Here is a 23,638-nt window from a genome sequence, read left to right on the forward strand (position 1 = left end):
ATGGATAATCTGTTACAATTCCAGGGCGTATCTAAATCTTACGGATCAAGAAAAGCTTTGAACGATGTATCCTTCAGTATCGGTCCCGGTAAAATTATCGGCTTGCTGGGTACGAACGGAAGTGGTAAAAGTACACTGATGAAGATAACGGCTGGACTACTGCCGGTATACTCCGGAAGCGTAACGGTAGCCGGCCAGCCGCTTGATCTGAATACGAAATCAATCGTCTCATTCATGCCGGATCGTCCTTTGACGGAATCCTGGATGAAGGTCAGGGATGCGATTACGTTCTATAGTGATTTCTATTCAGACTTCGATATGGCAAAAGCACTGCAAATGCTCGATTTCATGAATTTAAATCCGCAGGACCGGATCAGTTCTTTATCCAAAGGGATGAATGAACGACTGCAATTAACATTGGCCCTGTCCAGAAATGCCAAGCTTTATTTGCTGGATGAACCGATTGGCGGAGTGGACCCGGTAGCCAGAACGAAAATTCTTGATGCAATTGTCGAGTTCTATAGCGAAGACAGCAGCTTGATCATATCGACGCATCTGGTGAAGGACATTGAACGGATCTTTGATGAAGTGATCTTCATCAAGAATGGGGATCTTGTACTACATGAGGAAGTGGAGGAGCTGCGACTCAAGCATGGCAAGAGCGTGGACGATATGTTCAAGGAGGTGTTCGCCGAATGATGAGACTGCTTAAGTACGATTGGAAGAAGAATTCAACGATGCTGCTAAGTACAGCTGTTATTTTGATCCTTGCTGAAGCAGGATTCACAACGGCTAGCTATACCCGGGGATGGGAAGAGGGAATCACCATTGGACTCAGCATTATGCTGTATGTCTTCGTTTCTATGCTAGCAATGATCATGACTTATAGAACCTTCTTTAGCAATGCCAAGTCATATAGCCGCCGATTGCTCCCTGTCCGTACGGTATGGAGTGTTCTTTCCCCAATGGTTCTGGGATTGTTGGTACTGATTGGGCTAGGTATTCTCATTTGTATCCATATTGGAGTCTTCAGTTTGATCTATGGGGTTCCTAATCTTAAGGATATTTCTACGGAAGTAACTCCCCAGCTCTTGAAGGTAACAGCGATATTTGTATTCCAGGTGTTCTGGGCCTATCTCTTCTCCTATATGGCTATAGCTCTATCCATAGCGATCGCATTAATGTTCCAACGAGGTAGAGTATGGATCGGGATTCTGAGCTTCATTGTTATACAGAATGTAATCAGCTGGATTATATCCAAGCTGTTCCAAGTGAACTTCGGAGGTATTCCATTCCTCAACGTCAATGTTCAAACTGATCTGATGGTCGGTGGTCAGGTGATCTTCCCAGATGACATTATGCTCATTAATTGGGGAGAAACCTTGCTAGAAGCAGCCTTCATCATCTTGATGCTGTATGCAACCGTCCTGCTGCTGAACCGCAGAGTAGAAGCTTAATCGCAGCAAGATATTGATAGCCTAGCAATACAATGAAATAATCCCTTTCAAGGAGTCTCAACTGAGCCTATTGGCGCATATAGAGACTCCGTGAGAGGGATTTTTATTTTTCCTGAGAGGCAGTATACGCTCTCGACAGGCAAGCCAGCGTTTGTCGCGAATCTGATGCAGTGGAGCCTCGCTGAAGTGAACCCGGAAGGCGTTGCCGATCCGATAATATCTTATAGATTTGCGGTTCATAGAACCGAAGAGAGATTTGCCAAGAGGAGCGAACTATGTCAGTATAGTACGATAGTTGTTTTTTTGCTGGAGTTACATGGACAACTGACAATTATGAATGGAGGACATGAAGCTATGCCTTTCCCAAATTGCCCGAAATGTAATTCTGAGTACACGTATGAGGATAGAGACTTGCTTGTCTGCCCGGAATGTAGCCACGAGTGGTCTGCTGAATCATCCAGTGTTGAGAATGAAGATGCGAGAGTCGTGACGGATGCCCACGGCAATGTTCTAAGCGATGGCGATTCTATTACTGTAATCAAGGATTTGAAAGTAAAAGGAAGCTCATCGGTCATCAAAATCGGTACAAAGGTGAAAAATATCCGTCTGATCGAGGGCGATCATGATATCGACTGCAAAATTGACGGCTTCGGCGCGATGAAATTGAAGTCGGAATTTGTTAAGAAGATCTAGCAAGAGCATGAAAAAATACAGTCCGCGTCTCCTAGGAGATCGGGCTGTATTTTTGTTTAGTAACGGTATATACTCATCCGGTTGCCATCGGAATCGAAATACCTCCAATTTGTGATATTGAAGTAAGATTCGTTACAAAGGTGTGTTATTTATTTGCTGCGTCGTGCGAAGATGAAGATTTGACCAAGCAGACCGATGATAAAGATGATCAAGCTCTGCCAAGGGGTAACAACGAAGGATGGCATAATCTGGTTGAGCAGCAGGCCTACAGCAACGACGGCCAGGGCGATAATAATATAAATGCCGAAGGCTCTCATATCGAAAAATTTACGCGGCTGCATCGGGTCTGAAGATGGTGCGGCTTTCTTGGCGCCATCATCCTCTTGCCCTGGCCCGAGAAACCGGGTAATCGATTCGATAAATACGATGGCCAGTCCGGCGATTAACACCAGGATTCCGCTGTTAATGGTTGTATTGGCTAGTTCACCTCCGAACCATTTGCCGAAGAAGCCGGTAATCATAAAGATGAAGAATACCCAGGTGATCGTAACCCATGGGATCATAATGTAATATTTGATCTTCTCTCTTAAAGTCCGAGGCCTGCGCATTTTGACATCGTCGATGAGCTGTGCGCAGTAAGCAGTGGCGCTTGCTCCGAATAATTGGTCGGCATTAGCACCTTTACGTTCGTGCTTGCTGATCTTCTGCGCCAGGTAGAGCAGTAGCTCTTCTTTCTTGGCATCGCTGATCTCTTCCTCTTTGCGGATATACTTGCTCATTTCCTGAAAATAAGCTGCATTCTCTTGGTTCATTTGCTGGCTGAGTTGTTCAACTCTAGCAGCTTTCTCTTGAGTGTTCAATCAAGACCCTCCAACTATGCTGATATTGTTCAATAGTATACGGTACTCTTGGATCGAATCGCAAGGATAGCGATGTAAATGTACAGGAGAAGCCCGATAAATCAGATGAAAATATGAATCGTACAGAAACGGGATTGAAATGTACTAACTATTAAATTTGAGTATAAATTTATATTGAATAAATTATTAAATAATATATAATGTACTCATTATTAAATATAAGTACAGTTGGAGGTTGGGGGACATGGACGCGATTTCGGTATCTGGTCTATCGAAGTACTACGGCAAGAAGATCGGTGTAGAAAATGTCGGCTTTACCGTGTCAAAGGGGGAGAAGTTCGGGTTTATCGGTCCCAATGGTGCTGGTAAGTCTACGACAATTCGTATGCTGATGCAGCTTTTGCATCCTTCCGGTGGAGAAATCTCTCTCTTGGGCAAGATACTTGGCAAAGAGAACCCGGATATACGCGGCAGAATCGGTTACCTGCCTTCTGAGGTACAGTATGACAGTGATATGAACGGTCATCAGGTGCTAAAATTTGCTGCCCGGGCTTACGGCATGAATCTCCAGGATACAATGGGGCTGGAGATGGCGGAACGACTGCAGCTCGATCTGAGCCGTAAGGTTCGCGATTATTCCCTTGGGAACCGTAAGAAGCTGGGTATTGTGCAATGTCTTCAACATCGGCCGGAGCTGGCCGTACTCGATGAGCCAACATCGGGTCTGGATCCGCTCATTCAACATGAATTCTTCAACCTCTTGAGCGAATTGAATAAAGAAGGTATGACCGTATTCTTCTCTACGCATGTTCTGTCTGAGGTAGAGAGGTTCTGTGATCGGGTAGCTTTTATTCGGGAAGGTAAGCTGCTTAGAGTATCCCGGGTGGATGAGATTGCAGAGCGACTGCTGCGCAAATTTACAGTAATATTCCGGGACCAGGGGAACCTCATTGATAAGCTGGCATTGTACCAATTGGATCCGAATGCCGAATATCAGCACGGTGAGCATACCTTCCAGGTATCAGGCCCAATCGAGCCTGTACTGAGGATGTTGGCCGATGCCGGAGTGAATGATCTGCGTGTAGAGCGGCCATCTCTGGAAGAGATATTTATGAAGGATTATTCGGAGCATACGGAGGGAGAGCAATGAGAGGCATGATTGGAAATTTGGTCAGGAATGAATGGTGGGTAAATCGTCGCAATTTCGTGATCGCTCTTTTCATCATCGTCGGCTTTCAGGTGCTATTCACCGGTGTGTCGGATATTTATCTGCAAAATGATGATATCGTCAAATTAATGGAGACCATTCCGTCTGCCATGCTGGAAGCCTTCGGTATGCATCCGGAGCAGATGACCAGCTTTGAGGGCTGGATGAGCAGCGAGCCGCTTCTGTTCTATCAGATGCTGTTCGGCGGATTTGCTGCTGTGTGGGGGAGTCAGACGATCGCACGTGAGCGGGGAAATAAGACACAGGATTTCTTGTTCACGCTACCCTATACACGTACGCAAATCTTTCTGTCCCGAGTTCTGGCGCATTTGGTGCAGATGTTCGTCGTATTTCTCATTGTTATGGGCTCCGTCTATTTATTTGGCTCCCTATTTAGCACAGTCGGTAATCCAGAAGCAGTTCTTGTCATGATGCTGTCCGGCCTGCTGGTGGCCCTGGCCTTTGCTGGAATTGGATATCTGTTCACAACGTTGGTCCGCACAGAGCGGGCGGCCATGTCGATCAGTATCGGTATCGTGATGGTATCCTTCCTGCTGAAGATGCTATCTGGGTTAAGTGAATCCATCTCCTGGTTGTCGAAATGGAGTTTATTTAATACTTTTGATAGTCTCAGAATGGCAAGCGAATCGTACCTTTCCTGGACAGGGGTAGCTGTCTGCTTATTGGTTTATTTTCTTGGAATTGTGATTGCTGCATTTTTGCTCCGTCGGCAGGATATTTAGTTTATAATATATAGAATGTGATATTGAACAAAGGGGGCGTACTGTCCGTGGCTAACGGAAAAAAAGAGCAAATCATACGGACGGCGCGCAGGCTGTTTTATGAGCAGGGGATCTCCACTACGAGTATGGATCAAATTGCCGAGGCTGTACCTGTATCAAAAATGACCATTTACAAATATTTCGGCAGCAAGGATGGCTTGATCGAGCAGGTAGTTACGGCGATCAATGAAGAGACCCATGCGGATTTTGCGCAAATGATGGAGCAATCCAATGATGCGATTGAACTTATGCACCATCTGCTTCGTTATCAGAAAATGAATGACTATTCTGCCGAATTTATCAATGATCTGGTCAATGTATATCCGGAATATACACAGCAAATGATTGAATATAATGAGCAGAAGAACATGCCGCTGTTCGAGGAGATGGTGTTCCGTGGTCAGCAGAACGGGCAAATTCGTAAGGATATCTCACCGCATTTGCTGGTGCTGTACCTGTCTTCAATGAAGGAATTCATGGCAAAGCCCGGCCGGCTGGAGCCATTTACGAATATGAACGTACTGGCGGATCAATTCATATCGCTGCTGATTCATGGCATTTCTAATACTCCGTTTACGACAGAACCGCCAAAAGAATAGGATGAACTTTTTTACACTCGAGTTGATTTATGCTGTACAGGGCACCGCTTTGAAGCGGTGTTCTTTTTTGTATTTTTCGTGAACATCGCATAAAAAGGTACACATCAAGACGAAACTACATCATCACGGAAATTTGTTAAACAGGAGGAAAGTATCCATGGAGAACGAAGCGGAATTAACACGCCGTTACTTGCTCAACAGTCATTCACGGGGCAGTCTGGAGGAAGTCGTAAGCGAGAATGAACAATTGGAGCTGGCGGATGGCCGGGAACAGGCGATCCAGATCTCCGAGGATATCCCTCCAACACTGTTTGAAGAAGAACAATCAGGAAAAGAGAAGATCGCACATTATCTCAGACAATACTATAGCTGATAATTGACACCTTGTTATTCACGATGATAATATAAAACCAATAATTCATATTAAAATTATCGGAATTATATTTATCGCAGTAACGGGGAGGAATAGAGATGGAACGGCAAATCATCATACAGCATGGAACTGAGGAAATTGCGGCGAGTGTTCACTACCCGGTCTTGGTTAAAGCAGAAGGGCGATGCAAGAACCGTATGCCCTTGGTTATTATTTGCCATGGCTTCGTAGGCAGCCGGATTGGCGTTGACCGTTTGTTTGTGAAGACGGCACGGGAGCTGGCGCAAGCGGGATCTATGGTCGTCCGCTTCGATTATATCGGCTGTGGGGAGAGCAGTGGGGACTATGGCCGCGAGAGCGTAGATTCCATGATCGCGCAGACGAGAGACGTGCTTGATTATTCGCTGGGACTTGGCGACATTGATCCGGAACGGGTGACGTTGATTGGACATAGTCTGGGCGGGATGATTGCTTTGCTGACAGCTGCTCGTGATCGGCGCGTGAAGAATCTGGTGCTGTGGTCTGCCGTAGGCTACCCATTCAATGATATCGTCAAGATTACTAGCCGCAAGCTGTATGATGAAGCGATAACGCGAGGCAAAGTCGACTATTTGGGCTATGGTCTTACGCCGCAGTTCTTCGAATCGCTCGCCGCTTACCAGCCTTTCCAAGAGGCGAAAAAATTCGCTGGCGATGTACTCGTCATTCACGGTACCTCTGATGATGCGATACCAGTCGATTATGCCTTCTTGTACCAGAAGGTGTTCTGGATGCGATCTGAAGGGCGCTGCGATAAGGAGATTATATTCCAGGCGGATCATACGTATTCGAGTGGTGGGCATCAGCAGCAGGTGATTCATAAGACGAGAGATTGGCTCGGCGGGCTTGAGAACGCTCATCGTGAGTGGCAAGACTGGACAATCTAATTTCCTAATTTACTTCGTGATCAAAGGTGTAAGTGGGAACTAGTAAATACCGACATATAGGGATACAATGAAGATGTAACCATTCTGGTGCCCTGGAGGTATGTATGATGACTCAGCCTGCAATGTTTCTCGCGCACGGGTCCCCTACACTCGCGATTGAAGACAACAACTATACCCAATTTCTGAAGCAATTGATACAGCAATTGCCGCGTAGACCCAGGGCAGTCGTTGTGTTCTCAGCCCACTTCGATTCACCTGTTCAGGCTGTAAGCAATGATGATGTTCATGAGACGATGCATGATTTCTATGGATTCCCGGAGGAAATGTACGGCATAGATTACCCTGCTCCCGGAGACCGGGAACTCAGTAAGCAGATCGGAGACCTGTTCGCCGACAATAATCTCCCGTATGAGATGTCCTCGGGAAGAGGGCTGGACCATGGAGTCTGGGTGTTCCTTCGTACGCTGTTCCCTAAGGCAGATGTGCCTGTAGTGGAGCTGTCGGTGGATTCCAGACGTTCTCCTGCAGAGCAATATGCGATTGGCAAAATGTTGACCCAACTACGTCAGGAGAATGTGCTTGTCATTGGCAGCGGTGGTCTAGTGCATAATTTACGGCTGCTGGATTCCGGAGCCTCCTCGCCCGCTGATTGGGCGGTAGAATTTGATGAATGGATTGGCCAGCAGCTGCAGGACTGGAATCTGCGGATGTTGTTCGATTATGAGCGGCGGGCTCCGCATGTGCGGAAGGCGGTTCCTGTCTACGCAAATGAGCATTTCGCCCCCTTGTTGTATGCGATGGGAGCTGCGGATGACGAGCGTAGAGCGGTGAAGCTGTTCCAGGATTACCAATATGGCAGTATAAGTCTGAACTGCTGGGTATTCGGTGGAACGGTATCGAAATGATCGGATGATACGCTATTGAGTTAATATATAAAATATTTATGCGAGTAAAATCGCCACAAAGACTGCCGGAATGATCCATGGATCATTCCGGCAGTCTTTTTTTGTCTTTTCTAGGCGAGTCGGTTCAAAGTATAATAGAGGGAACTAGAGCTAATAGAAGAAAATAATGGAGGAATTATGAAATCTTATCTATCCAGAATTAGTCTATCCCTGCTGTTAGCGGCATGCTTGCTGCTTGTTCCCGCATGTGGGAAAGGGAGCAACCATGCATTGAATGAAACGGATCAACCCATTCCAAACGAAGATGTTCAGGAACCACCGGTGGAAGAACTGGAACAACAAGCGCTATACAAATCTCCCTTTACGGGAATGCCGCTTGATGAACCGACTACGCAAAGACCACTCGCTATCATGGTGAACAATGCTCCCCAAGCAAGACCTCAGTCCGGACTAGGAGGAGCGGATATCGTGTATGAGGTTCTGGCGGAGGGAGGAGTTACCCGGCTGGTCGCAATATATCAAAGCGGCGGTGATGTGGCCAAGATCGGCCCGATCCGCAGCATACGTCCTTATTTGATTGAGCTCGGCGAGAGCTATCATGGCATAACGGTTCATGCTGGTGCCAGCAATGATGCCTTTGCTATTTTGCAACGTCAGCATAAGGATGATTTGGACGAGATTACAAATGCTGGCCCTTATTTCTGGCGGGATAAATCGCGGAAAGCACCACATAATTTATATTCCAATTTAGAGAAGCTACTCGAAGGCGCTGAGAAACGGAAATACTCGATCCAAGATAGTGAGATTCCGACCTACACTTTCCGCGATTCAAATGATCCGGGAGAAGGTGATCCAGCAACATCCGTAGAGATTAAGTTCCAGCTTGAAAAATATAGGGTATCTTACGTGTATGATGCGGAGAGCAAGTTGTACAAACGCTATATTAACGGTGAGCCGCATAAGGATCTGGACACCGGGGAACAGCTGACCTGCTCGAATGTGGTCATTCTTGGTACAGACCATAAGGTACTTGATGATATCGGCCGTCTCAGCATTAATCTGGAGATGGGCGGGGAGGCGATCCTGCTTCAGAATGGCAAAGTTATTCGTGGCACCTGGATTCGTAAAGCGGATGACGTGATCCGTATCATTAAGGATAATGTCGAGGTTCCATTTTATCCTGGCAAAACATATTTCAATATCGTCCCTAACAAGCCCGATTTCGAGAGTCATATTAAGCTTGAATAGTGATGGTTGTGACAAGGCTTTATTGTCTCAATATGGATGTTCCTCTGGATGAATATGGGGCTTTAAGGATAGAGCTGGGAACACTGGGGGAAAAATAAGTTATATAGGTGAAATGTTTTCGACAAAATGATCTATACTATCCCAAGTTATGATAATATATTGTGGGTTAGTAATAGGAGTGTTAGGGGCATAAACAAACGTAAAGAGAAGAGAGGATACCAAATGCGAGTTAAGAAGAAGGATATCTTTTTCCAGACGTTGGAGAACATGGCGGATACGATTGTACAATCGGCCGATTATTTCGCCCAGCAGGTTGCGGAATTTAAAGACGTAGATCAATTCGCGAAGAAAATGAAGGAGCTCGAGTCGCAGTGCGATAATTACACGCACACGATTATCGTGGAACTGAACAAGACGTTCATTACTCCGATCGAGCGTGATGATATCATGGAACTTACGACAACGCTGGATGATGTAATGGATGGTCTGGAGGCTACGACTTCACGCTTCTTCATGTATCATTTACATGAGCCGGACGAGCATATTACACGCTTTGCCGAGATTTTGCGTAACTCTGCATATGAAATTCAAAAGGCAATTCATCTGCTCTCGCAGAAAAAATTGCTCGCTATACGAGAATACACAATTCGATTGAACGATCTGGAGAATCAGGGTGATGAACTGCTTCGGATTTGTATCAAAGAGTTGTTTGCTAAAGTAACAGACCCAATCACTCTGATTAAGAAGAAGGAAATTTACGAGCGACTCGAGACCACGACAGATGCGTGTGAGCATGTTGCCAATACGCTTGAATCCATAATTATGCGCAATTCATAAGATTAAGCTACTTATTTGAAATTCGGGAGGTTGGAATTGCGCGGATTCTGTAAAGTGAATACTCCATCTGTGCAATAATAAAAAACCATGGATACGAGTCTAATAATTATTTTTGTTGTTATCATACTGGCGTTAGGCTTCGACTTTATTAACGGCTTCCATGATACAGCCAATGCGATTGCAACATCGGTCTCTACCCGGGCCTTGAAACCGCGGACGGCGATTTTGATGGCTGCCGGAATGAACTTCCTCGGAGCCTTGTTGTTTACCGGCGTTGCGAAGACGATCGGGGGGAGTGTGGCGGACCCTTCCACACTAGATAATGGTCTGGAAGTATTAATTGCTACTCTACTTGCTGCTATTATCTGGAACTTGATCACATGGTGGTTCGGTATACCGTCTTCTTCCTCACATGCCCTTATCGGTGCATTGGCTGGTGCGGTATATGTTGGAGCAGGACCGGATAAGTTGAACTGGGGCGGTTTTACCAAGATCGTTGAGGCATTGATTATTTCTCCATTCCTTGCGTTTGGGATCGGCTTTATTGTGATGAAGATTCTGAAATGGATCTTTGCCAAACGAAGCCCGCATACGGTCAACAAAGGATTCCGTTCCATGCAGGTGCTGACAGCTGCGATTCAGAGCTTCTCTCACGGTACGAATGATGCCCAGAAAGCGATGGGAATCATCACTTTCGCATTGGTGACGGCCAATTTCCAGGATCATATGGAAGTGCCGCTATGGGTTAAGATTGCTGCTGCATCCGCGATGGCTCTCGGTACATCTCTTGGGGGCTGGAAGATTATTAAGACGATGGGTACAAAAATATTCAAAATCGAACCGATTAACGGTTTTGCAGCGGATCTCTCATCGGCCTCAGTTATTTTTGGGGCGACGTTGATTCAATTGCCAGTCAGCACTACGCATGCTATTACGTCATCCATTCTTGGCGTTGGCGCTGCGAAACGGTTCTCTGGGGTTAGCTGGGGGCTAGCCGGTAGGATTGTTATCGCTTGGGTAATTACGATTCCAATCGTAGCTGTACTTGCAGGTTTGATCTATGTTGTATTGTTCTAAAAGATAAAGCGAATAACAATGACGCCAATCTGCTGCAGGATTGGCTTTCTTTGTATTCTAGTGAATGGTGTGGGAGGTTATGGACTATGATTCGTGTGATGGGGATTACGCATGATCATCAGGTAAGAACGGATATTGCGTTGGAAGACATTCATAACAGACACAATTTTTTGTGGAGCTGGGTTGATTTCAGCGAACCAACAGATGAGGAAGCAGAGCTCTTGGGTTCCTTCTTCCAATTCCACCCACTAGCCATTGAGGATTGTATACTGCATATCATGCAGCGTCCCAAAATTGACTTCTACGAGGATCATGATTTTCTTGTTCTGCATGCGTTGGACCCGGACACGCTGGAGCTGATTGAGGTGAATCTGTTCATTGGCGAGAACTATTTGGTATCCTTTCATTACCGAGAGCTTCAGGAGATCGATATGGCCTGGGAGAGCATTCAGAAGCGGGCGCTGAACCGAAAGATGTGGGAGCGTGGCCCTTTTACCGCTGCTTATCTGGTCATCGACAATCTGGTCGATCAATATTTCCCTTGCGTCTATGCAGTGGAAGATGAACTGGACGAGCTTGAGAAGCTGGGCAGTCGAGAGTCGATCGAGCAACTGATGAATCAAGTATTCGATCTACGAAGCAGGCTGCTCAAGCTGCGCCGGACGATCGTACCGATGCGCGATCTAATGTATCATATCCTCAATTCGAAGCATATTCAGTCGCAGAAGGAGGCAGGAGCGTACTTCTCAGATATCTATGATCATCTGCTGAAGCTGTCGGAAATGGTCGAATCCAATCGTGAGATGACGGCGGATCTCCGCGACTCCTATCTCTCATTGAACTCCAACCGGATGAATGGCATTATGAAGACCCTGACCGTGATCACCAGTGTATTTATGCCGCTGACGCTCATCGCCGGCATTTATGGCATGAACTTCGCGAACATGCCTGAGCTGCACTGGCGCTATGGCTATTTTGGCATACTCGGCCTGATGGGTGTGCTCAGCATTTGGATGATACTCAGCTTCATGCGGCGAGGCTGGTTCAAATGACAGCGGAAGCTCTGCTCCTCAGTCCCTAGCTTCATCCCACCTTCTCTGTGCTGAAAACTAGATTTTCGGACATCATTTATAGCCCCATCTCAAAGACGGTCATTTCCCAATTTCGACGGGAAGTAACCGTTTTTTTTGCTGCGCTGGACGGGCATTCAATTATTTTTTGCCTTATTAGATAGATGTCCACTATTCAAAAGCTTCTCTGGCATACGATGACATCATATACAACTGCATCATTAAGGAGGAGGACCAGTTGAAGATTCGTAAGGCGATCATACCGGCAGCAGGTTACGGAACGCGGCTTCTTCCAGCAACCAAAGCAATGCCCAAGGAAATGCTTCCGATTATTGATAAACCAACGATTCAATTCATTATCGAGGAAGCGGCGGCGGCCGGAATCGAGGAGATTCTGGTTGTCACTGGTAAAGGGAAGAAGGTCATCGAGGATCATTTTGATTCTGCACATGAGCTCGAATACTTCCTGGAACAGAAGGGAAAGTTCGAAGAGCTTCGCAAGGTGAGGGAATTTACTGGTCTGGCAGACATTCATTATATCCGCCAATCTGATCGTAAAGGGCTGGGCCACGCGATTCATGTGGGTAGAAAGTTTATTGGGGGAGAGCCTTTTGCTGTTCTGCTTGGAGATACCTTCTTCGAGTCAGAGCCTCCAGCACTGGGGCAGTTGATCAAGGGCTTCGACAGATTCCAGACATCCATTCTGGGAGTTCAGACGGTACCAGAAGAGAAAGTATCCAAATATGGGATTGTGGATGCCAAGCCATTGATTGATGCTTTCGCCTATGTCAATCAATTAGTCGAGAAGCCCCAGGCGGGTACGGTCCCTTCGCGTCTGGCTATGGTAGGGCGTTATATTCTTACACCATCCATCTTTGATATTCTGGAGAATCAGCCACCAGGCGTAGGAGGTGAAATCCAGCTCACCGACGCGTTGAACAGGCTCCTGACCAGGGAAGCCGTCTATACTTGCGAGATCAACGGCCGCTGGCATGATGTTGGAGACCCGCTTGGCTATCTTAAGGCCATTCTCGCGATTACAGGGCACCGTGGAAATCTGAAGAATGATCTTCAAGAAGAAGTAAACAGACTGCTGCAAGTTGACAAGGATATCCCTAGTTCCGAACAATAACGATCTACGTTTAATCAGTAGGAACGCAGACTCCAAGAGGCCGTGAGAATAAAAGGTGCGGCAGTCGTGAGCTACGTTGTTTTCTAAAAACCAGGGAGAGGTGTTAATTGTAAATGGTTGAACTGGCCTTAGCATTTACAGATAAGGATGGAAGTTATGCAGAACATGCCGCTGTCGTTCTTACATCGGTCTTCCGCAATACAAGTTCACAAGTTAACGTTCATATTCTTCATGACGAGTCGTTAACCAGAGAGAACATGCTAAGAATTAAACAGCTGGTTACACATTATAATCATACTGTTAAATTCTACTCTATCGTCTTGGCTCGTGACTTGGCCGAAGTTGTCGGGGGGGCCCAATCGGTTAATACATGGACTTGGGGAAGCATGTACCGTCTGCTTCTGCCTTCTCTGCTTGATGTCAGCAAAGTTATTTACCTGGACTGCGATGTGCTGGTAAATCTGGATATTCAAGAATTGTGGAATATCGATTTGAATGGTTGCTATCTGGCCGCGGCCCGAGATCAAGGCGCCGTAGGAATTACTGACAATCTCTCACCCTTAGGATTAAATCCGGATACTTACTTCAATTCGGGCGTTATCATATTTGAACTTAACAATATTCGTCAAAACTCGGAGTGGTATGTGAAGATGCAGGATTTCCTGCGGCAATATCCTAGCACAACCCTACCTGACCAGGATGTACTCAATCACATTTATGGTGACAATTATTTGCAACTTGGTGAAGAATTTAACGCCTTTAGCATCAGTAATACGGATCTAGACTTCAATCATAAAATTGTGCACTTTGCTGGCGAGACGAAGTGGTGGGACCCCGTGTCTCCAGGCTTCGCCCTGTATCAGGAATATCTTAATTTGACACCGTGGAGATTGCCTGAGTCACATTTCGGCCCGGTTGGTCCTATATTGCCTGAGCATGGGACAGAGTTGGATGAGCGGTCGTTCACGTTTCGATTGGATCATGGTGAGCCATCGATGCGGGAGGAGTCTATACATGCCGGGAACCAGCATCCAGTGCAGCCTGTGCACTCCATGAAGAAGGCGCGGATGAAGCGATCGAAGAGACTGAAGAAGTTCAAGAAATTGACGAGGCTGAAATCATCGAAGAGACCTGTAAAACGGGCCGGATTCACCCGAAACCTCAAGCCTTCTTTACGTCGTATACATCGGATAACATCGGTGCAGCGGAGATCCCGATTGAAGCGTAAGAGAAGAGTGTGGAGTTCCTATCCGGGTAAAGTTATGCCTTCGAGAACGAGTCGGCAAGTCGTTGTACGTCGGCAAAAAAAGGTTACCAGAACTGCCTAGAAGACGGTACGCTACGGACCAAGAACGATCTCATAGATCAAGGATCTCAGATTCCGTGATGAAGCGGACTGGGATCTTTGTTGTATATAACGTACGAATATGAAAAAAACAGCTGCCGAGGCTTCTCGACAGCTCTACAGTCCCAAATATAATGATGTGCGGGGTTTTAGGATTAGCGTCGACGTTTGGATTTTCCGCTGCGAGTACGGGAAGAGGAGCGTTTACTGCCTTTTCTACTCTTCCTGCCGCTTCCTTTGCTGCGGCGAGGTTTGTATTCGTTCAGATTGTCGTCGTTGTTACCGCCCTTTCCCTTGGCTCCAGGAAGCAGGCTAGTGAACATCTTGGCCATCGGCGCAAACTGCTGAACCGTCTGCATAATCCTCTGTACCTTGCCCATTGTGGCGACGATTCCATCGATTCCACCCATACGGTCGATCATGCCTTTCAGATCGCCCAGATTCGGGATAGAGAATCCGCCTCCAGCCTTGGCTGCCGTATTTGGAGCAGCGGGTAGTGGATCGGCCGGTTGTGAATAAGGAACAAGCGCGGAAGCCTCGATGATCTCGGTAGGATTGGAATCGAACGGCGTAATCCCTGGATAATTGTGCGAGTAGGGATACGAAGGGGGCGTCGCACTTCGCCGTGGAGGAGTGTAATGCGGCATCATATCACTTTCCTTTACAAGTATTGTGTCAGGAGGTGGGTAGCGGCACTTGTCGCTTCTCCTTCCTGGTTATGCATATAAACCGTTAGTGTGACTAAGATAGTTCTTTAGTAAATAGGCATTTGCAATAATACAATGTATGTATCTACCCAGATTTTCGTCTGGACGAATGCCCCGGTTTTGTGGGCATTTGCGGAAAATGGGCGTTCTTTCTGTGATGCGTGAAATCGTTAATGCTTGAAAAAGATGACCTTACTCGGGTACAATGGTGGTGTGGTACAGTAACGGTAGGGGATGATGATTCAGTGCAACTTAAGAAGTTGAATGATAAGACAATCGATCAATTGTTTGAAGCGATACTTTCTTTGGAGAATGTTGAGGAATGCTACGTCTTCTTTGATGATCTTTGTACAGTTAACGAAATACAATCGCTCTCCCAGCGTCTGGAGGTAGCGAGAATGCTTGGCAAGGGTTCTACATATAATCAGATCGAAGCTGAGACTGGAGCTAGTACGGCAACAATTTCACGTGTTAAGCGCTGTCTTAATTATGGTAATGATGGGTATAAAATGGCGCTTGAGCGCATCAACCTGTAATTGTGAAGACAGGGCCAGGGATATCACAGGATTGGACAGTCGGTCAGGGGGCATGTGACATGAAGAGTTTTCTGGGGAAGCCCGGGGTACTTGTTATTAGTCACGGGTCCCCTGATTTGGACTGGGTAGCCTTCGTCGACGAAGCGGTTGCAGGTGCGGTGGTAGAACTACAGGGAAATATCCCAATCGTATCCTCCTTTCTGGAGATTGTGGAAGGGCGGCTGATCCAAGACGGAATCGATCAGTTGGAAGCCTGGGGAGTGACAGATATTATCGTCATTCCGTTATTCGTCTCGTCGGGCAGTACTCATATCGATGAGATTTCATATGCACTTGGCATGAAGAGCACGCCGGAGAAGGAAACGGATTTAGAGCCTTTTTCTTTATCCGCTCGCGTGTTTTTTGGCGATCCGATCGATGACGATCCGATCGTGGCAGAGATCGTCTGGGATAAGGTGAAGGAGCTGTCGACCAGGCCGGAGCGGGAAGTGCTGCTTCTCGTTGGCCATGGCAGTCGGCATGAGGGCTTCCGACAGCGCTGGGAGCGGGGGATCGCAGGACTATCCGCGCGTGTTGGTCGTCTCGGCGGTTTGGCTCATGCCGATTATGCGCTTCTAAGTCCGGATAGCTTACGCAGTAAAGTAAGCTATTGGCAGGAGGAGCGGGGCTATGAGGTGATCGTTGCTCCGCTATTTTTAAGTAAGGGCTACTTCACCGGTACAGTGATTCCATCTCGTCTAGAGGGACTATCTTATCGCTACCTGGGGGAGGCTTTATTGCCACATTCCAGGTTGTCCCGCTGGATATATCATCAGATATTGAATATAATGGGATCATTGAAATTATGATAAACAGGTGGCGTTCAAGTAATGAAAAAAGCTAGGCTTATCTATAATCCTACTTCCGGAAGGGAAGAAATGCGGAGATTGCTTCCGTCTATTCTGGATCGGTTGGACCAGGCCGGTATAGAGACTTCTTGTCATGCGACGACTGGAGACGGAGATGCTACGCGTGAGGCCGCTGAATCCGTGCAGCGTGGCTATGACATTCTAATTGCTGCCGGTGGCGATGGGACGCTGAACGAGGTCGTGAACGGGATGGCAGGGTATGATGATTTGCCGCCATTAGGTATTTTTCCGCTTGGAACGACCAATGACTTCGCGCGGGCAATGAAGATTCCAAAGCGCTGGGAAGATTTCTGTGATCTGGTCATTGAGAATAAGACGAGACCGATTGATATCGGTAAGGTGAACGGACGACATTTTATAAATATTGCAGGTGGCGGCTCACTAACGGAATTAACCTATGAGGTTCCAAGCCGTTTGAAGACGATGATCGGTCAATTGGCTTACTACATGAAGGGAATCGAGAAAATGATCAACCTCTCGCCTACGGAGCTGGTTATCCGTGCTGAAGGGATCGGCGAGGTAGAGGGCGAGTTCATGATGTTCCTGATCGCGAACAGCAACTCGGTTGGCGGCTTCGAGCGGCTGGCGCCAGACGCCAGAATCGATGACGGCCTACTAGACGTCATTGCCGTGAAGAAATGTAATCTGGCGGAGTTTATCCGCTTGGTTACAATGGCACTGCGCGGCGATCATTTCAATGATCCTCGGATCATGTACTTCAAGACAGAACGGATGGAGGTTACCTCCCCAGGGCATGTCCTGCTCAACCTGGATGGTGAACTCGGCGGCGAACTCCCAGGCGTTTTCGAGATTTTGCCGCGGCATTTGCATATTTTTGCGCATGAGTAGAAGGAGTTTAAGTGTGTGGTTCACGGATATGACCGTTAGCTAACCGTTTGAATCTCTAACGAAACTACAGATCGCTATTTCCGCATTAATAGCGGCAACTTTAATCTAACGAAACTCTGGATCGTTATTTGGGAGAAATACGGGCTTTAAGCCCCTATTTTGTGCGAATAGCGATATCCAGTTTCGTTAAAATTTGCGGAAGCTTTTTTTGGTCCAAATAACGATACCTAGTTTCGTTAGAAACTGGAATCAAGGTTCCCCTGCCTTGTTGGCGGGGGTTTTGCATGAAAAGAGAATGTACATCGTACATGAAATAGACTTATTTAACGTGGAAAGAAGTGAAGCGGTAGCCATGAAGAAACAGCGGGATCGGGCAAGAGGTATGAAGGCGAATGCAGGTAAGGCAGAAGCAATAGCCGGATTGCCAGTTGTCAAGAATGACGAGGTAATTATCGACATCATCGGGATGAACCATGACGGCGAAGGTGTAGGCCGTGCTGAAGGCTACACCTTGTTCGTTGCAGGAGCGCTCCCGGGTGAACAAGCGCGGGTTAAGGTGCTGAAGACGAAGAAGCAGTACGGTTACGCCAAGCTGCTTGAGCTGCTTCAGACTAGTCCGCAGCGTGTAACAGCGCCTTGCCCGATCTATCATCAATGCGGCGGCTGCCAGCTTCAACATTTGGGCTATTCTGGTCAATTGGAGTGGAAACGCCAGCATGTTGTGGACGCGCTGGAGCGGATTGGGAAGCTGACGGTGGCGAAGGAAGACGATTCAACTGCTATTAGAGTACTGCCGACTTTAGGAATGTCCGAACCGTGGCGCTATCGTAACAAAGCCCAGGTACCCGTTGGCGTGACAGATGGAGCGTTGGTCGGAGGATTTTATGCTCGCGGTAGTCACCGTATCATCGACATGGAGACCTGTCTGATCCAGCATGAGAACAATGACGATGTAGTCGCTAAGGTGAAGGAGATCGCCCGTCGTCTTGGCATCTCTGCTTACGATGAAGAATCCGGACAAGGATTGCTTCGTCATGTTGTCGTGAAAGTTGGCTTCAAGACGGGGGAAATGATGCTCGTCCTCGTAACGAATGGGGACAAGATTCCACGGGCCCAGGAATGGATCGAAGCAATCCGTCATGAGATTCCGGCGGTCGTAAGTATCTGCCAGAACGTGAATAAGAGACAGACGAACGTTATCTTTGGCGATGTAACCCGCGTCTTGTGGGGACGTGAGACGATCTACGATTACATTGGGGACGTGAAGTTTGCCATCTCGGCGCGTTCTTTTTATCAAGTGAACCCTGTGCAAACAGAGGTTCTGTACGGGAAAACCGTAGAGTATGCTGGACTCACTGGCAAGGAAACAGTAATCGACGCATATTGCGGAATCGGCACCATTTCCTTGTTCCTGGCTCAACATGCCGCTAAAGTGTATGGTGTCGAAATTGTACCAGAAGCGATTGAGGATGCTCGTCGCAACGCTAAGCTGAACGGCATGGATAACGTAACCTTTGAGGTCGGCGCCTCTGAGGATGTCATTCCGTCCTGGAAGGAGCAAGACATCGAAGCCGACATCATCGTCGTCGACCCGCCGCGTAAAGGCTGTGACCCTCGCCTGCTAGAGACGATCCTCGAAATGAAGCCAGAGCGGGTGGTATATGTGAGCTGCAACCCTTCTACGTTAGCACGGGATTTGCGGGTACTAGAGGACGGCGGCTATCGCACTGTTGAGGTGCAGCCGGTGGATATGTTCCCGCATACGGTGCATGTGGAGTGTTGCTCACTGTTGGTTAGGAATGACTAATAGTTGAGGTGTATTGGCGGGAAACTGACGAAGTGGGTTAATAGCCCGCTTCTTTTTTATAGCGAAGTAACGTATCGAGTGAAGTATTTAGAGAATATGTGCGTTTCTCTTGATTTTTCCCTTTTCATGTAACCAACTATCCGTTTCTTACACTCTGCTGTGAATGTAAGTTTCTGTTTTGGCACAGTAGAACCGTCCTAATCGAGTTGGTTCATTCTACTAGCCCTTATTTTTTCCGTTTAACTAAGTATAACTGATCCATTGTAAAGACCAGTAGAAACGATGGTAATTATATTCGAACAAGTACCCCTTCATTGATAAATTACACAAAACTCCTATTTTATTTGCGCGAAAATTTCATGAGACTTCTTGTACGTACATAAATAGAATATGTCGTTTACAAATAATTCCTCGGGACGTAATATAGTATAGAAGAACTATATTACTTTGACCGGGTGTGGTGAAATGGAAGTAGCTCCTGAACGGATTGCAGATCTTGCTGAAAGAATGTTTTCTTTCCAGCAATCAGACCTTCAAATGGTGGCTTATTATGTTGGTATTCCATCAAGTGAATATATAGGAAATGGTTCGACTATTAAAGATAATGCTATTAGGTTGGCTGAGGTAGCCGCCCGTAAAGGGCTGGCTACTTTTGAACAACTTGAAAGACGTTTAAGACGGGAATACAATCATCAGTCTGAGTTAAAACCACTGCATAAAAGATCTATTGTAGATTTTGGTAAACTACTTGATGGGTTATTAGTCAGTGTTAGCAGTATGGAATTTAGCATGTCTCAAATAAAAAAAGGTAAACCACCTGTAAAGCTTGTAAAAAAGTTGCGAAATGCAAAGATAGAGGGAACATTATTTACTTATGCGGTTCGATGTAGGAATGATATTGCATACATAAGAAGAGAAGCTGAGAAGATTGGATATCAAGGGTACAGCAACCTGCAACTAAGATTACAGTCGATATTTGTGAATGTAATTATGAAAAGAATGCCATGCCCTCCAAACACAGCAGAAGATCATTACCATTACTTTGTTGATTTCTTATATGAAAACTGTGTACCAGATAGTTATCAAGAGTTAGAGTATTTGGACGATATGCTCGCAGGAATAATATTTGATACAGTAGCTCATTGTGTAATAGGGTGGGATAAAGATGATACCAAGCAGGTTGTTCTCAATTAATGCTCAAGAAGAATTAAACGCAATCTATCTTTTAGCTTTGTTAAAGGATTTTGATAATAAATGTGATATTCAGACCCTTGTCTATGCATTATACCTATTAAAGAATGGCGATTATTCCAGTGATAATATGTTTCCTGATGAGTTCATCGCAAGTGCTGTTAATAGAAATATTAATAACTTTCCCTTAATCAATAATTCCTTCAAAAAGGGTATTGCGTTTCTGCTTCAACATAAACTGATTAAATCCCAAAACTTTAATAATACATTGATCTATTGTCTGAATAAAGAAAATGCTGTTGGTCTAAAAATTCCTGAAAGAGTTGATAAAAAGGCAAAAAAAGTAGTTTGTGAAATTAATCAACATGATCAAGCTAAGTTGAAGATATTGTTTAGAAAGCAGGAGCATCCGTATGAGTAAACAGTTACTTTTCATTCATCGAGTTCTGCTCGATCCACCAATTTATCAAGAAGATACGACTTTTCGTCATGGATTAAACGTAATATGGGCAGAGTCTACTGATAAAGGTTCTGCAAATAGTGTTGGGAAAACCACGCTTAAAAATCTAATTGATTATGGATTAGGTAAAACAGAATTTATATCGGAAGAGAAATATCAACAAATCCCATCATTACAAAATCGCTGTCTAGTTTTAATGTTCGGTTGTTACGAGGAAAAGTATACCTTGAGAAGAATGCTACCTAAAATAGATCACTGTGTAGTGTATCGTGAGTGGAGTATGGAGGAACGAGAAACTGATATTGAGTTTATTGGTGACATCTCAGGTTATTTGGCATGGTTAGAAAATAAATTATGGAATGGGCGCAACCGTCCCTCTAATGATTTAAAGATCTCTTTTCGTCAAGTAATGCCATTAATGGCTCGTGATCAGATATCAGGCTTTTCTGCTCTGGAAAAATCATTTAAATCAGAAAAAAAGAAAGTTACGCAAGACCGCTTAACCTTTCTTCTAGGCTTCATAACCCAAGAGCGTATTAAAGCGCGTGAGGAACAGGAAACAGCAACCACCCTTGTTGAAGAAAATAAGGCTACTCCCAAAATACTAGAAAAGTTTTTATCAACACAAGAGATAGCCGAGGAAGAAATAAAATGGAAACTATCGTCATTACGTGGTGAATTGGCTGAAAAGGTTTCTGAACGCAGGGCAAAGGAAACAAATATTAAAAAAATTCAAGAGACCGAACTAACTCGCTTAACCGAAGACCTTATAAAAATACGAAATCAATATGAAGATATTGAAGGTAACCTATTAATAACTGAATCACGTATTGATCAATATACAAAAGCTCAAAAAGAAGCCATATTAGAAATAGAAGAACTTGAAGTTCTCATTGAAGCTAGAGAATCTTTTAAGTTATTAAATACATATAACTGCCCCCACTGTCACAAAGAGTTACCGAAAGAAATGATTAACCAAGTATTGCATGATTGCGGAGCATTAAATAATTCTGAACAGAAGGAAATCAGCCCAGATTTAAATGCTATAGAAGAAAGGAAATTGGTACTAAGTTTTGAAATCGAGGATTTAATGGACGCAGTTGAAGGTTTATCTGAAAGATTGGGAGTATTAAGAAGGAATAAAAAAGAAGTAGGAACTAAGCTTATTAATGCACACAATAAAATTACTGAGATGGAAAAACAGCAACAAAACGATTTGCTGCAAATGAATAACTCTATAAATGAGCTTGAAAATCAAATTGATCATTTAGTAAAGACGGAGTCGCTTTATAAAAGAAAGGAAGAATTATTAAAACAATTAAGGGCTTATCGTAAGCAAAAGCGAGAAGCTGATGCTAAAGTGAAAGAGATCAATGAAAGTGAAAAAGAGATGAAAATAACTTTATCTTCTTATTTTCATGAAATTGTATCCTTTCTTTATAACAATCAGCGTAAGGGGAAATTAGATCCAGAAACATTAAAGCCGCAGATACTACATATAAATGGCGATATGAAAGATGACGGCGCGGCAGCAATCACTGTGGCAACTATCGCATTTGATCTTGCACTCTTGAAATATAGCTTGGAATTCTGCACTTCAGAGCATTTATTGTTATTGGTACATGATTCTCCTGCACAATATGAAATTGATCTATCTAATATTTACGCTAAAGTTTTTGATTGGGTAATCAAGCTGGAGAAACAGGAAATGAAAAATTATGGAGAAATCAGATTTCAATATATTATCACATCGTTATATATACCTGAAAATGTAAAAGAAAACAGTCATGGGTATATACGAAAAAAATTATATGGAGGTACTGACGATGGCAAGTTATTCGGAATCACTTATTGAAAAAACACACGAAAAGAAAATTGAAATAATTGAAACAATGGCAACTCGTTATGATTTTGCAGGTATAAGGCTTGTAGGGCAGGCTTCTGGAATAAATATAGCCTACTTTGTTGGGGAGAAAATGACTACCTTTGAAATGGTGGAATCATTGTTTCAGGTTGCTGAAAGAAAAGGTAAACTTATGCAACTGGTAGAGCAATTAATAGAACCGGAGCGCAATGCAGCAAACGATATACGGAATCTTTTGGGGGTACAAGACAAACCAAGATTAGAGAGCATTGATACTTTTACTTCCTCGAATAACATTACTAAGAAGGTGTTTCTTAGCCACTCAAGTAATGATAAGCCATTTGTGCGGAAATTGAGCGATAAATTGCACAAGGATGGTTTTCAAAGCTGGGTTGATGAAGTTGAAATAAAGGTAGGATTTTCTATAAGTAATTCTATCGAAAGCGGAATTTTAACAAGTGGTTATTTTGTTATTGTTCTTACTCCAGATGCTGTTTCTTCCGAATGGGTGCGCCGCGAGCTAGATATTGCAACTCTTAGAGAAATTAGACAAAAGGATATTTTTGTATTACCTATCTTGCTAAAAGATTGCACAATACCGTCAATGATTGCCACTAAAAAGTATGCGAACTTTAAAGACTCCTTCGATCATGGGTATAGTGAGCTATTAGAAGCTCTAAAATAATATCGGATAATAGGAAAAACCGTAGTTTGATAAAATAATTATCAGCCAATTCTGCCACATCAGGATTGTTAATTATATGCAACCTGCACATGAGGAGACGGTAATATTGATGAAATGGAG

General features: G+C 45.0%; 25 protein-coding genes. 23 read left to right on the forward strand and 2 right to left on the reverse strand.

All coding sequences use genetic code 11. From position 1 onward, the window contains the following. The 3 genes from EI981_RS04320 (at nt 1) to EI981_RS04330 (ending at nt 2,150) form a co-directional block, all read left to right on the forward strand. Nucleotides 1-699, forward strand: a complete 699-nt coding sequence (locus tag EI981_RS04320; protein WP_126995774.1) for an ABC transporter ATP-binding protein — start codon at nt 1-3, stop codon at nt 697-699. Further along, nucleotides 696-1,457 carry a hypothetical protein gene (locus EI981_RS04325; protein ID WP_126995776.1) on the forward strand — a complete coding sequence of 254 codons (762 nt, stop codon included), beginning with the start codon at nt 696-698 and terminating at the stop codon, nt 1,455-1,457. Before EI981_RS04320 ends, EI981_RS04325 begins: the two co-directional genes overlap by 4 nt. Before the next feature lie 354 nt (nt 1,458-1,811). Further along, complete coding sequence (locus EI981_RS04330; protein ID WP_162616307.1) at nt 1,812-2,150, forward strand: zinc ribbon domain-containing protein YjdM; 339 nt, start codon at nt 1,812-1,814, stop codon at nt 2,148-2,150. Nucleotides 2,151-2,299: 149 nt separating this feature from the next. Here the strand turns inward: EI981_RS04330 and EI981_RS04335 are convergent, their stop codons facing one another. After that, on the reverse strand, nt 2,300-3,010 hold the full coding sequence (locus EI981_RS04335; RefSeq protein WP_227011687.1) for a DUF1129 family protein: 711 nt from the start codon (nt 3,008-3,010) through the stop codon (nt 2,300-2,302). A 244-nt stretch (nt 3,011-3,254) separates the two neighbouring features. Between EI981_RS04335 and EI981_RS04340 the strand changes: the two genes are divergently transcribed. The 12 genes from EI981_RS04340 to EI981_RS04395 all read left to right on the forward strand — a co-directional run bounded on the left by EI981_RS04340 (nt 3,255) and on the right by EI981_RS04395 (nt 14,494). Then, a complete protein-coding gene (locus EI981_RS04340; protein ID WP_126995778.1) occupies nt 3,255-4,160 on the forward strand; it encodes an ABC transporter ATP-binding protein in 906 nt (301 codons plus the stop codon). Continuing rightward, entirely contained in the window at nt 4,157-4,960 is an 804-nt protein-coding gene (locus tag EI981_RS04345; RefSeq protein ID WP_126995780.1) for an ABC transporter permease subunit, read from the forward strand. The genes EI981_RS04340 and EI981_RS04345 overlap by 4 nt, the downstream gene beginning before the upstream one ends. A 47-nt stretch (nt 4,961-5,007) precedes the next feature. Continuing rightward, a complete protein-coding gene (locus EI981_RS04350) occupies nt 5,008-5,598 on the forward strand; it encodes a TetR/AcrR family transcriptional regulator (RefSeq protein WP_162616077.1) in 591 nt (196 codons plus the stop codon). Between the two features lie 157 nt (nt 5,599-5,755). After that, nucleotides 5,756-5,971, forward strand: a complete 216-nt coding sequence (locus tag EI981_RS04355) for a hypothetical protein (protein ID WP_126995784.1) — start codon at nt 5,756-5,758, stop codon at nt 5,969-5,971. 98 nt (nt 5,972-6,069) lie between these two features. Further along, the gene (locus tag EI981_RS04360) at nt 6,070-6,897 is read left to right on the forward strand and encodes an alpha/beta hydrolase family protein (protein WP_126995786.1); all 828 of its coding nucleotides are present in this window, start codon (nt 6,070-6,072) and stop codon (nt 6,895-6,897) included. A gap of 107 nt (nt 6,898-7,004) precedes the next feature. Next, nucleotides 7,005-7,802, forward strand: a complete 798-nt coding sequence (locus EI981_RS04365) for a dioxygenase family protein (RefSeq protein WP_127004344.1) — start codon at nt 7,005-7,007, stop codon at nt 7,800-7,802. Between the two features lie 177 nt (nt 7,803-7,979). Beyond that, nucleotides 7,980-9,050 (forward strand): DUF3048 domain-containing protein, encoded by a 1,071-nt coding sequence (locus tag EI981_RS04370; protein WP_126995788.1) that lies wholly within the window; start codon nt 7,980-7,982, stop codon nt 9,048-9,050. Between the two features lie 222 nt (nt 9,051-9,272). Beyond that, nucleotides 9,273-9,887, forward strand: coding sequence for a DUF47 domain-containing protein (locus tag EI981_RS04375; RefSeq protein WP_126995790.1), 615 nt, complete (start codon nt 9,273-9,275; stop codon nt 9,885-9,887). A gap of 87 nt (nt 9,888-9,974) precedes the next feature. Continuing rightward, nucleotides 9,975-10,964, forward strand: coding sequence for an inorganic phosphate transporter (locus tag EI981_RS04380; protein WP_126995793.1), 990 nt, complete (start codon nt 9,975-9,977; stop codon nt 10,962-10,964). Nucleotides 10,965-11,050: 86 nt separating this feature from the next. Beyond that, nucleotides 11,051-12,016 carry a magnesium/cobalt transporter CorA gene (gene corA / locus EI981_RS04385; RefSeq protein ID WP_126995795.1) on the forward strand — a complete coding sequence of 322 codons (966 nt, stop codon included), beginning with the start codon at nt 11,051-11,053 and terminating at the stop codon, nt 12,014-12,016. A gap of 256 nt (nt 12,017-12,272) precedes the next feature. Then, nucleotides 12,273-13,166: a UTP--glucose-1-phosphate uridylyltransferase GalU gene (galU, locus tag EI981_RS04390; RefSeq protein ID WP_126995797.1), complete on the forward strand. Its 894-nt coding sequence runs from the start codon at nt 12,273-12,275 to the stop codon at nt 13,164-13,166. A 113-nt stretch (nt 13,167-13,279) separates the two neighbouring features. After that, nucleotides 13,280-14,494 (forward strand): glycosyltransferase family 8 protein, encoded by a 1,215-nt coding sequence (locus tag EI981_RS04395; protein ID WP_126995799.1) that lies wholly within the window; start codon nt 13,280-13,282, stop codon nt 14,492-14,494. A gap of 172 nt (nt 14,495-14,666) precedes the next feature. Here the strand turns inward: EI981_RS04395 and EI981_RS04400 are convergent, their stop codons facing one another. After that, nucleotides 14,667-15,158, reverse strand: a complete 492-nt coding sequence (locus EI981_RS04400) for a hypothetical protein (protein WP_127004346.1) — start codon at nt 15,156-15,158, stop codon at nt 14,667-14,669. Between the two features lie 305 nt (nt 15,159-15,463). Between EI981_RS04400 and EI981_RS04405 the strand changes: the two genes are divergently transcribed. The 8 genes from EI981_RS04405 (at nt 15,464) to EI981_RS04440 (ending at nt 23,518) form a co-directional block, all read left to right on the forward strand. Beyond that, on the forward strand, nt 15,464-15,754 hold the full coding sequence (locus tag EI981_RS04405) for a YerC/YecD family TrpR-related protein (RefSeq protein WP_127004348.1): 291 nt from the start codon (nt 15,464-15,466) through the stop codon (nt 15,752-15,754). A 59-nt stretch (nt 15,755-15,813) separates the two neighbouring features. Continuing rightward, nucleotides 15,814-16,602: a sirohydrochlorin chelatase gene (locus EI981_RS04410; protein ID WP_126995801.1), complete on the forward strand. Its 789-nt coding sequence runs from the start codon at nt 15,814-15,816 to the stop codon at nt 16,600-16,602. Between the two features lie 21 nt (nt 16,603-16,623). Next, nucleotides 16,624-17,511 carry a diacylglycerol kinase gene (locus EI981_RS04415; RefSeq protein ID WP_126995803.1) on the forward strand — a complete coding sequence of 296 codons (888 nt, stop codon included), beginning with the start codon at nt 16,624-16,626 and terminating at the stop codon, nt 17,509-17,511. 382 nt (nt 17,512-17,893) lie between these two features. Beyond that, nucleotides 17,894-19,318, forward strand: coding sequence for a 23S rRNA (uracil(1939)-C(5))-methyltransferase RlmD (gene rlmD / locus EI981_RS04420; protein ID WP_227011866.1), 1,425 nt, complete (start codon nt 17,894-17,896; stop codon nt 19,316-19,318). Between the two features lie 465 nt (nt 19,319-19,783). Next, the gene (locus EI981_RS04425) at nt 19,784-20,512 is read left to right on the forward strand and encodes a hypothetical protein (RefSeq protein WP_126995805.1); all 729 of its coding nucleotides are present in this window, start codon (nt 19,784-19,786) and stop codon (nt 20,510-20,512) included. Continuing rightward, nucleotides 20,484-20,930 (forward strand): hypothetical protein, encoded by a 447-nt coding sequence (locus tag EI981_RS04430; RefSeq protein WP_126995807.1) that lies wholly within the window; start codon nt 20,484-20,486, stop codon nt 20,928-20,930. The genes EI981_RS04425 and EI981_RS04430 overlap by 29 nt, the downstream gene beginning before the upstream one ends. Continuing rightward, complete coding sequence (locus EI981_RS04435) at nt 20,923-22,824, forward strand: hypothetical protein (RefSeq protein ID WP_126995809.1); 1,902 nt, start codon at nt 20,923-20,925, stop codon at nt 22,822-22,824. Before EI981_RS04430 ends, EI981_RS04435 begins: the two co-directional genes overlap by 8 nt. Continuing rightward, nucleotides 22,796-23,518: a toll/interleukin-1 receptor domain-containing protein gene (locus tag EI981_RS04440; RefSeq protein WP_162616078.1), complete on the forward strand. Its 723-nt coding sequence runs from the start codon at nt 22,796-22,798 to the stop codon at nt 23,516-23,518. Before EI981_RS04435 ends, EI981_RS04440 begins: the two co-directional genes overlap by 29 nt. Nucleotides 23,519-23,638: the final 120 nt, after the last annotated feature.

The sequence above is a fragment of the Paenibacillus lutimineralis genome, from assembly GCF_003991425.1.
Lineage (GTDB): Bacteria > Bacillota > Bacilli > Paenibacillales > Paenibacillaceae > Fontibacillus > Fontibacillus lutimineralis.

What these genes read in the sequence shown, in the direction of transcription:
- EI981_RS04340 (WP_126995778.1), top strand. Translation starts at nt 3,255, where the DNA reads ATGGACGCGATTTCGGTATCTGGTCTATCGAAGTACTACGGCAAGAAG.
- EI981_RS04375 (WP_126995790.1), top strand. Translation starts at nt 9,273, where the DNA reads ATGCGAGTTAAGAAGAAGGATATCTTTTTCCAGACGTTGGAGAACATG.
- EI981_RS04380 (WP_126995793.1), top strand. Translation starts at nt 9,975, where the DNA reads ATGGATACGAGTCTAATAATTATTTTTGTTGTTATCATACTGGCGTTA.
- EI981_RS04395 (WP_126995799.1), top strand. Translation starts at nt 13,280, where the DNA reads ATGGTTGAACTGGCCTTAGCATTTACAGATAAGGATGGAAGTTATGCA.
- EI981_RS04415 (WP_126995803.1), top strand. Translation starts at nt 16,624, where the DNA reads ATGAAAAAAGCTAGGCTTATCTATAATCCTACTTCCGGAAGGGAAGAA.
- EI981_RS04400 (WP_127004346.1), bottom strand. Translation starts at nt 15,158, where the DNA reads ATGCCGCATTACACTCCTCCACGGCGAAGTGCGACGCCCCCTTCGTAT.
- EI981_RS04360 (WP_126995786.1), top strand. Translation starts at nt 6,070, where the DNA reads ATGGAACGGCAAATCATCATACAGCATGGAACTGAGGAAATTGCGGCG.
- EI981_RS04330 (WP_162616307.1), top strand. Translation starts at nt 1,812, where the DNA reads ATGCCTTTCCCAAATTGCCCGAAATGTAATTCTGAGTACACGTATGAG.
- EI981_RS04410 (WP_126995801.1), top strand. Translation starts at nt 15,814, where the DNA reads ATGAAGAGTTTTCTGGGGAAGCCCGGGGTACTTGTTATTAGTCACGGG.
- EI981_RS04320 (WP_126995774.1), top strand. Translation starts at nt 1, where the DNA reads ATGGATAATCTGTTACAATTCCAGGGCGTATCTAAATCTTACGGATCA.
- EI981_RS04365 (WP_127004344.1), top strand. Translation starts at nt 7,005, where the DNA reads ATGACTCAGCCTGCAATGTTTCTCGCGCACGGGTCCCCTACACTCGCG.
- EI981_RS04435 (WP_126995809.1), top strand. Translation starts at nt 20,923, where the DNA reads ATGAGTAAACAGTTACTTTTCATTCATCGAGTTCTGCTCGATCCACCA.
- EI981_RS04370 (WP_126995788.1), top strand. Translation starts at nt 7,980, where the DNA reads ATGAAATCTTATCTATCCAGAATTAGTCTATCCCTGCTGTTAGCGGCA.
- EI981_RS04325 (WP_126995776.1), top strand. Translation starts at nt 696, where the DNA reads ATGATGAGACTGCTTAAGTACGATTGGAAGAAGAATTCAACGATGCTG.
- EI981_RS04425 (WP_126995805.1), top strand. Translation starts at nt 19,784, where the DNA reads ATGGAAGTAGCTCCTGAACGGATTGCAGATCTTGCTGAAAGAATGTTT.
- EI981_RS04440 (WP_162616078.1), top strand. Translation starts at nt 22,796, where the DNA reads ATGGCAAGTTATTCGGAATCACTTATTGAAAAAACACACGAAAAGAAA.
- rlmD (WP_227011866.1), top strand. Translation starts at nt 17,894, where the DNA reads ATGAAGGCGAATGCAGGTAAGGCAGAAGCAATAGCCGGATTGCCAGTT.
- EI981_RS04355 (WP_126995784.1), top strand. Translation starts at nt 5,756, where the DNA reads ATGGAGAACGAAGCGGAATTAACACGCCGTTACTTGCTCAACAGTCAT.
- EI981_RS04345 (WP_126995780.1), top strand. Translation starts at nt 4,157, where the DNA reads ATGAGAGGCATGATTGGAAATTTGGTCAGGAATGAATGGTGGGTAAAT.
- corA (WP_126995795.1), top strand. Translation starts at nt 11,051, where the DNA reads ATGATTCGTGTGATGGGGATTACGCATGATCATCAGGTAAGAACGGAT.
- EI981_RS04430 (WP_126995807.1), top strand. Translation starts at nt 20,484, where the DNA reads ATGATACCAAGCAGGTTGTTCTCAATTAATGCTCAAGAAGAATTAAAC.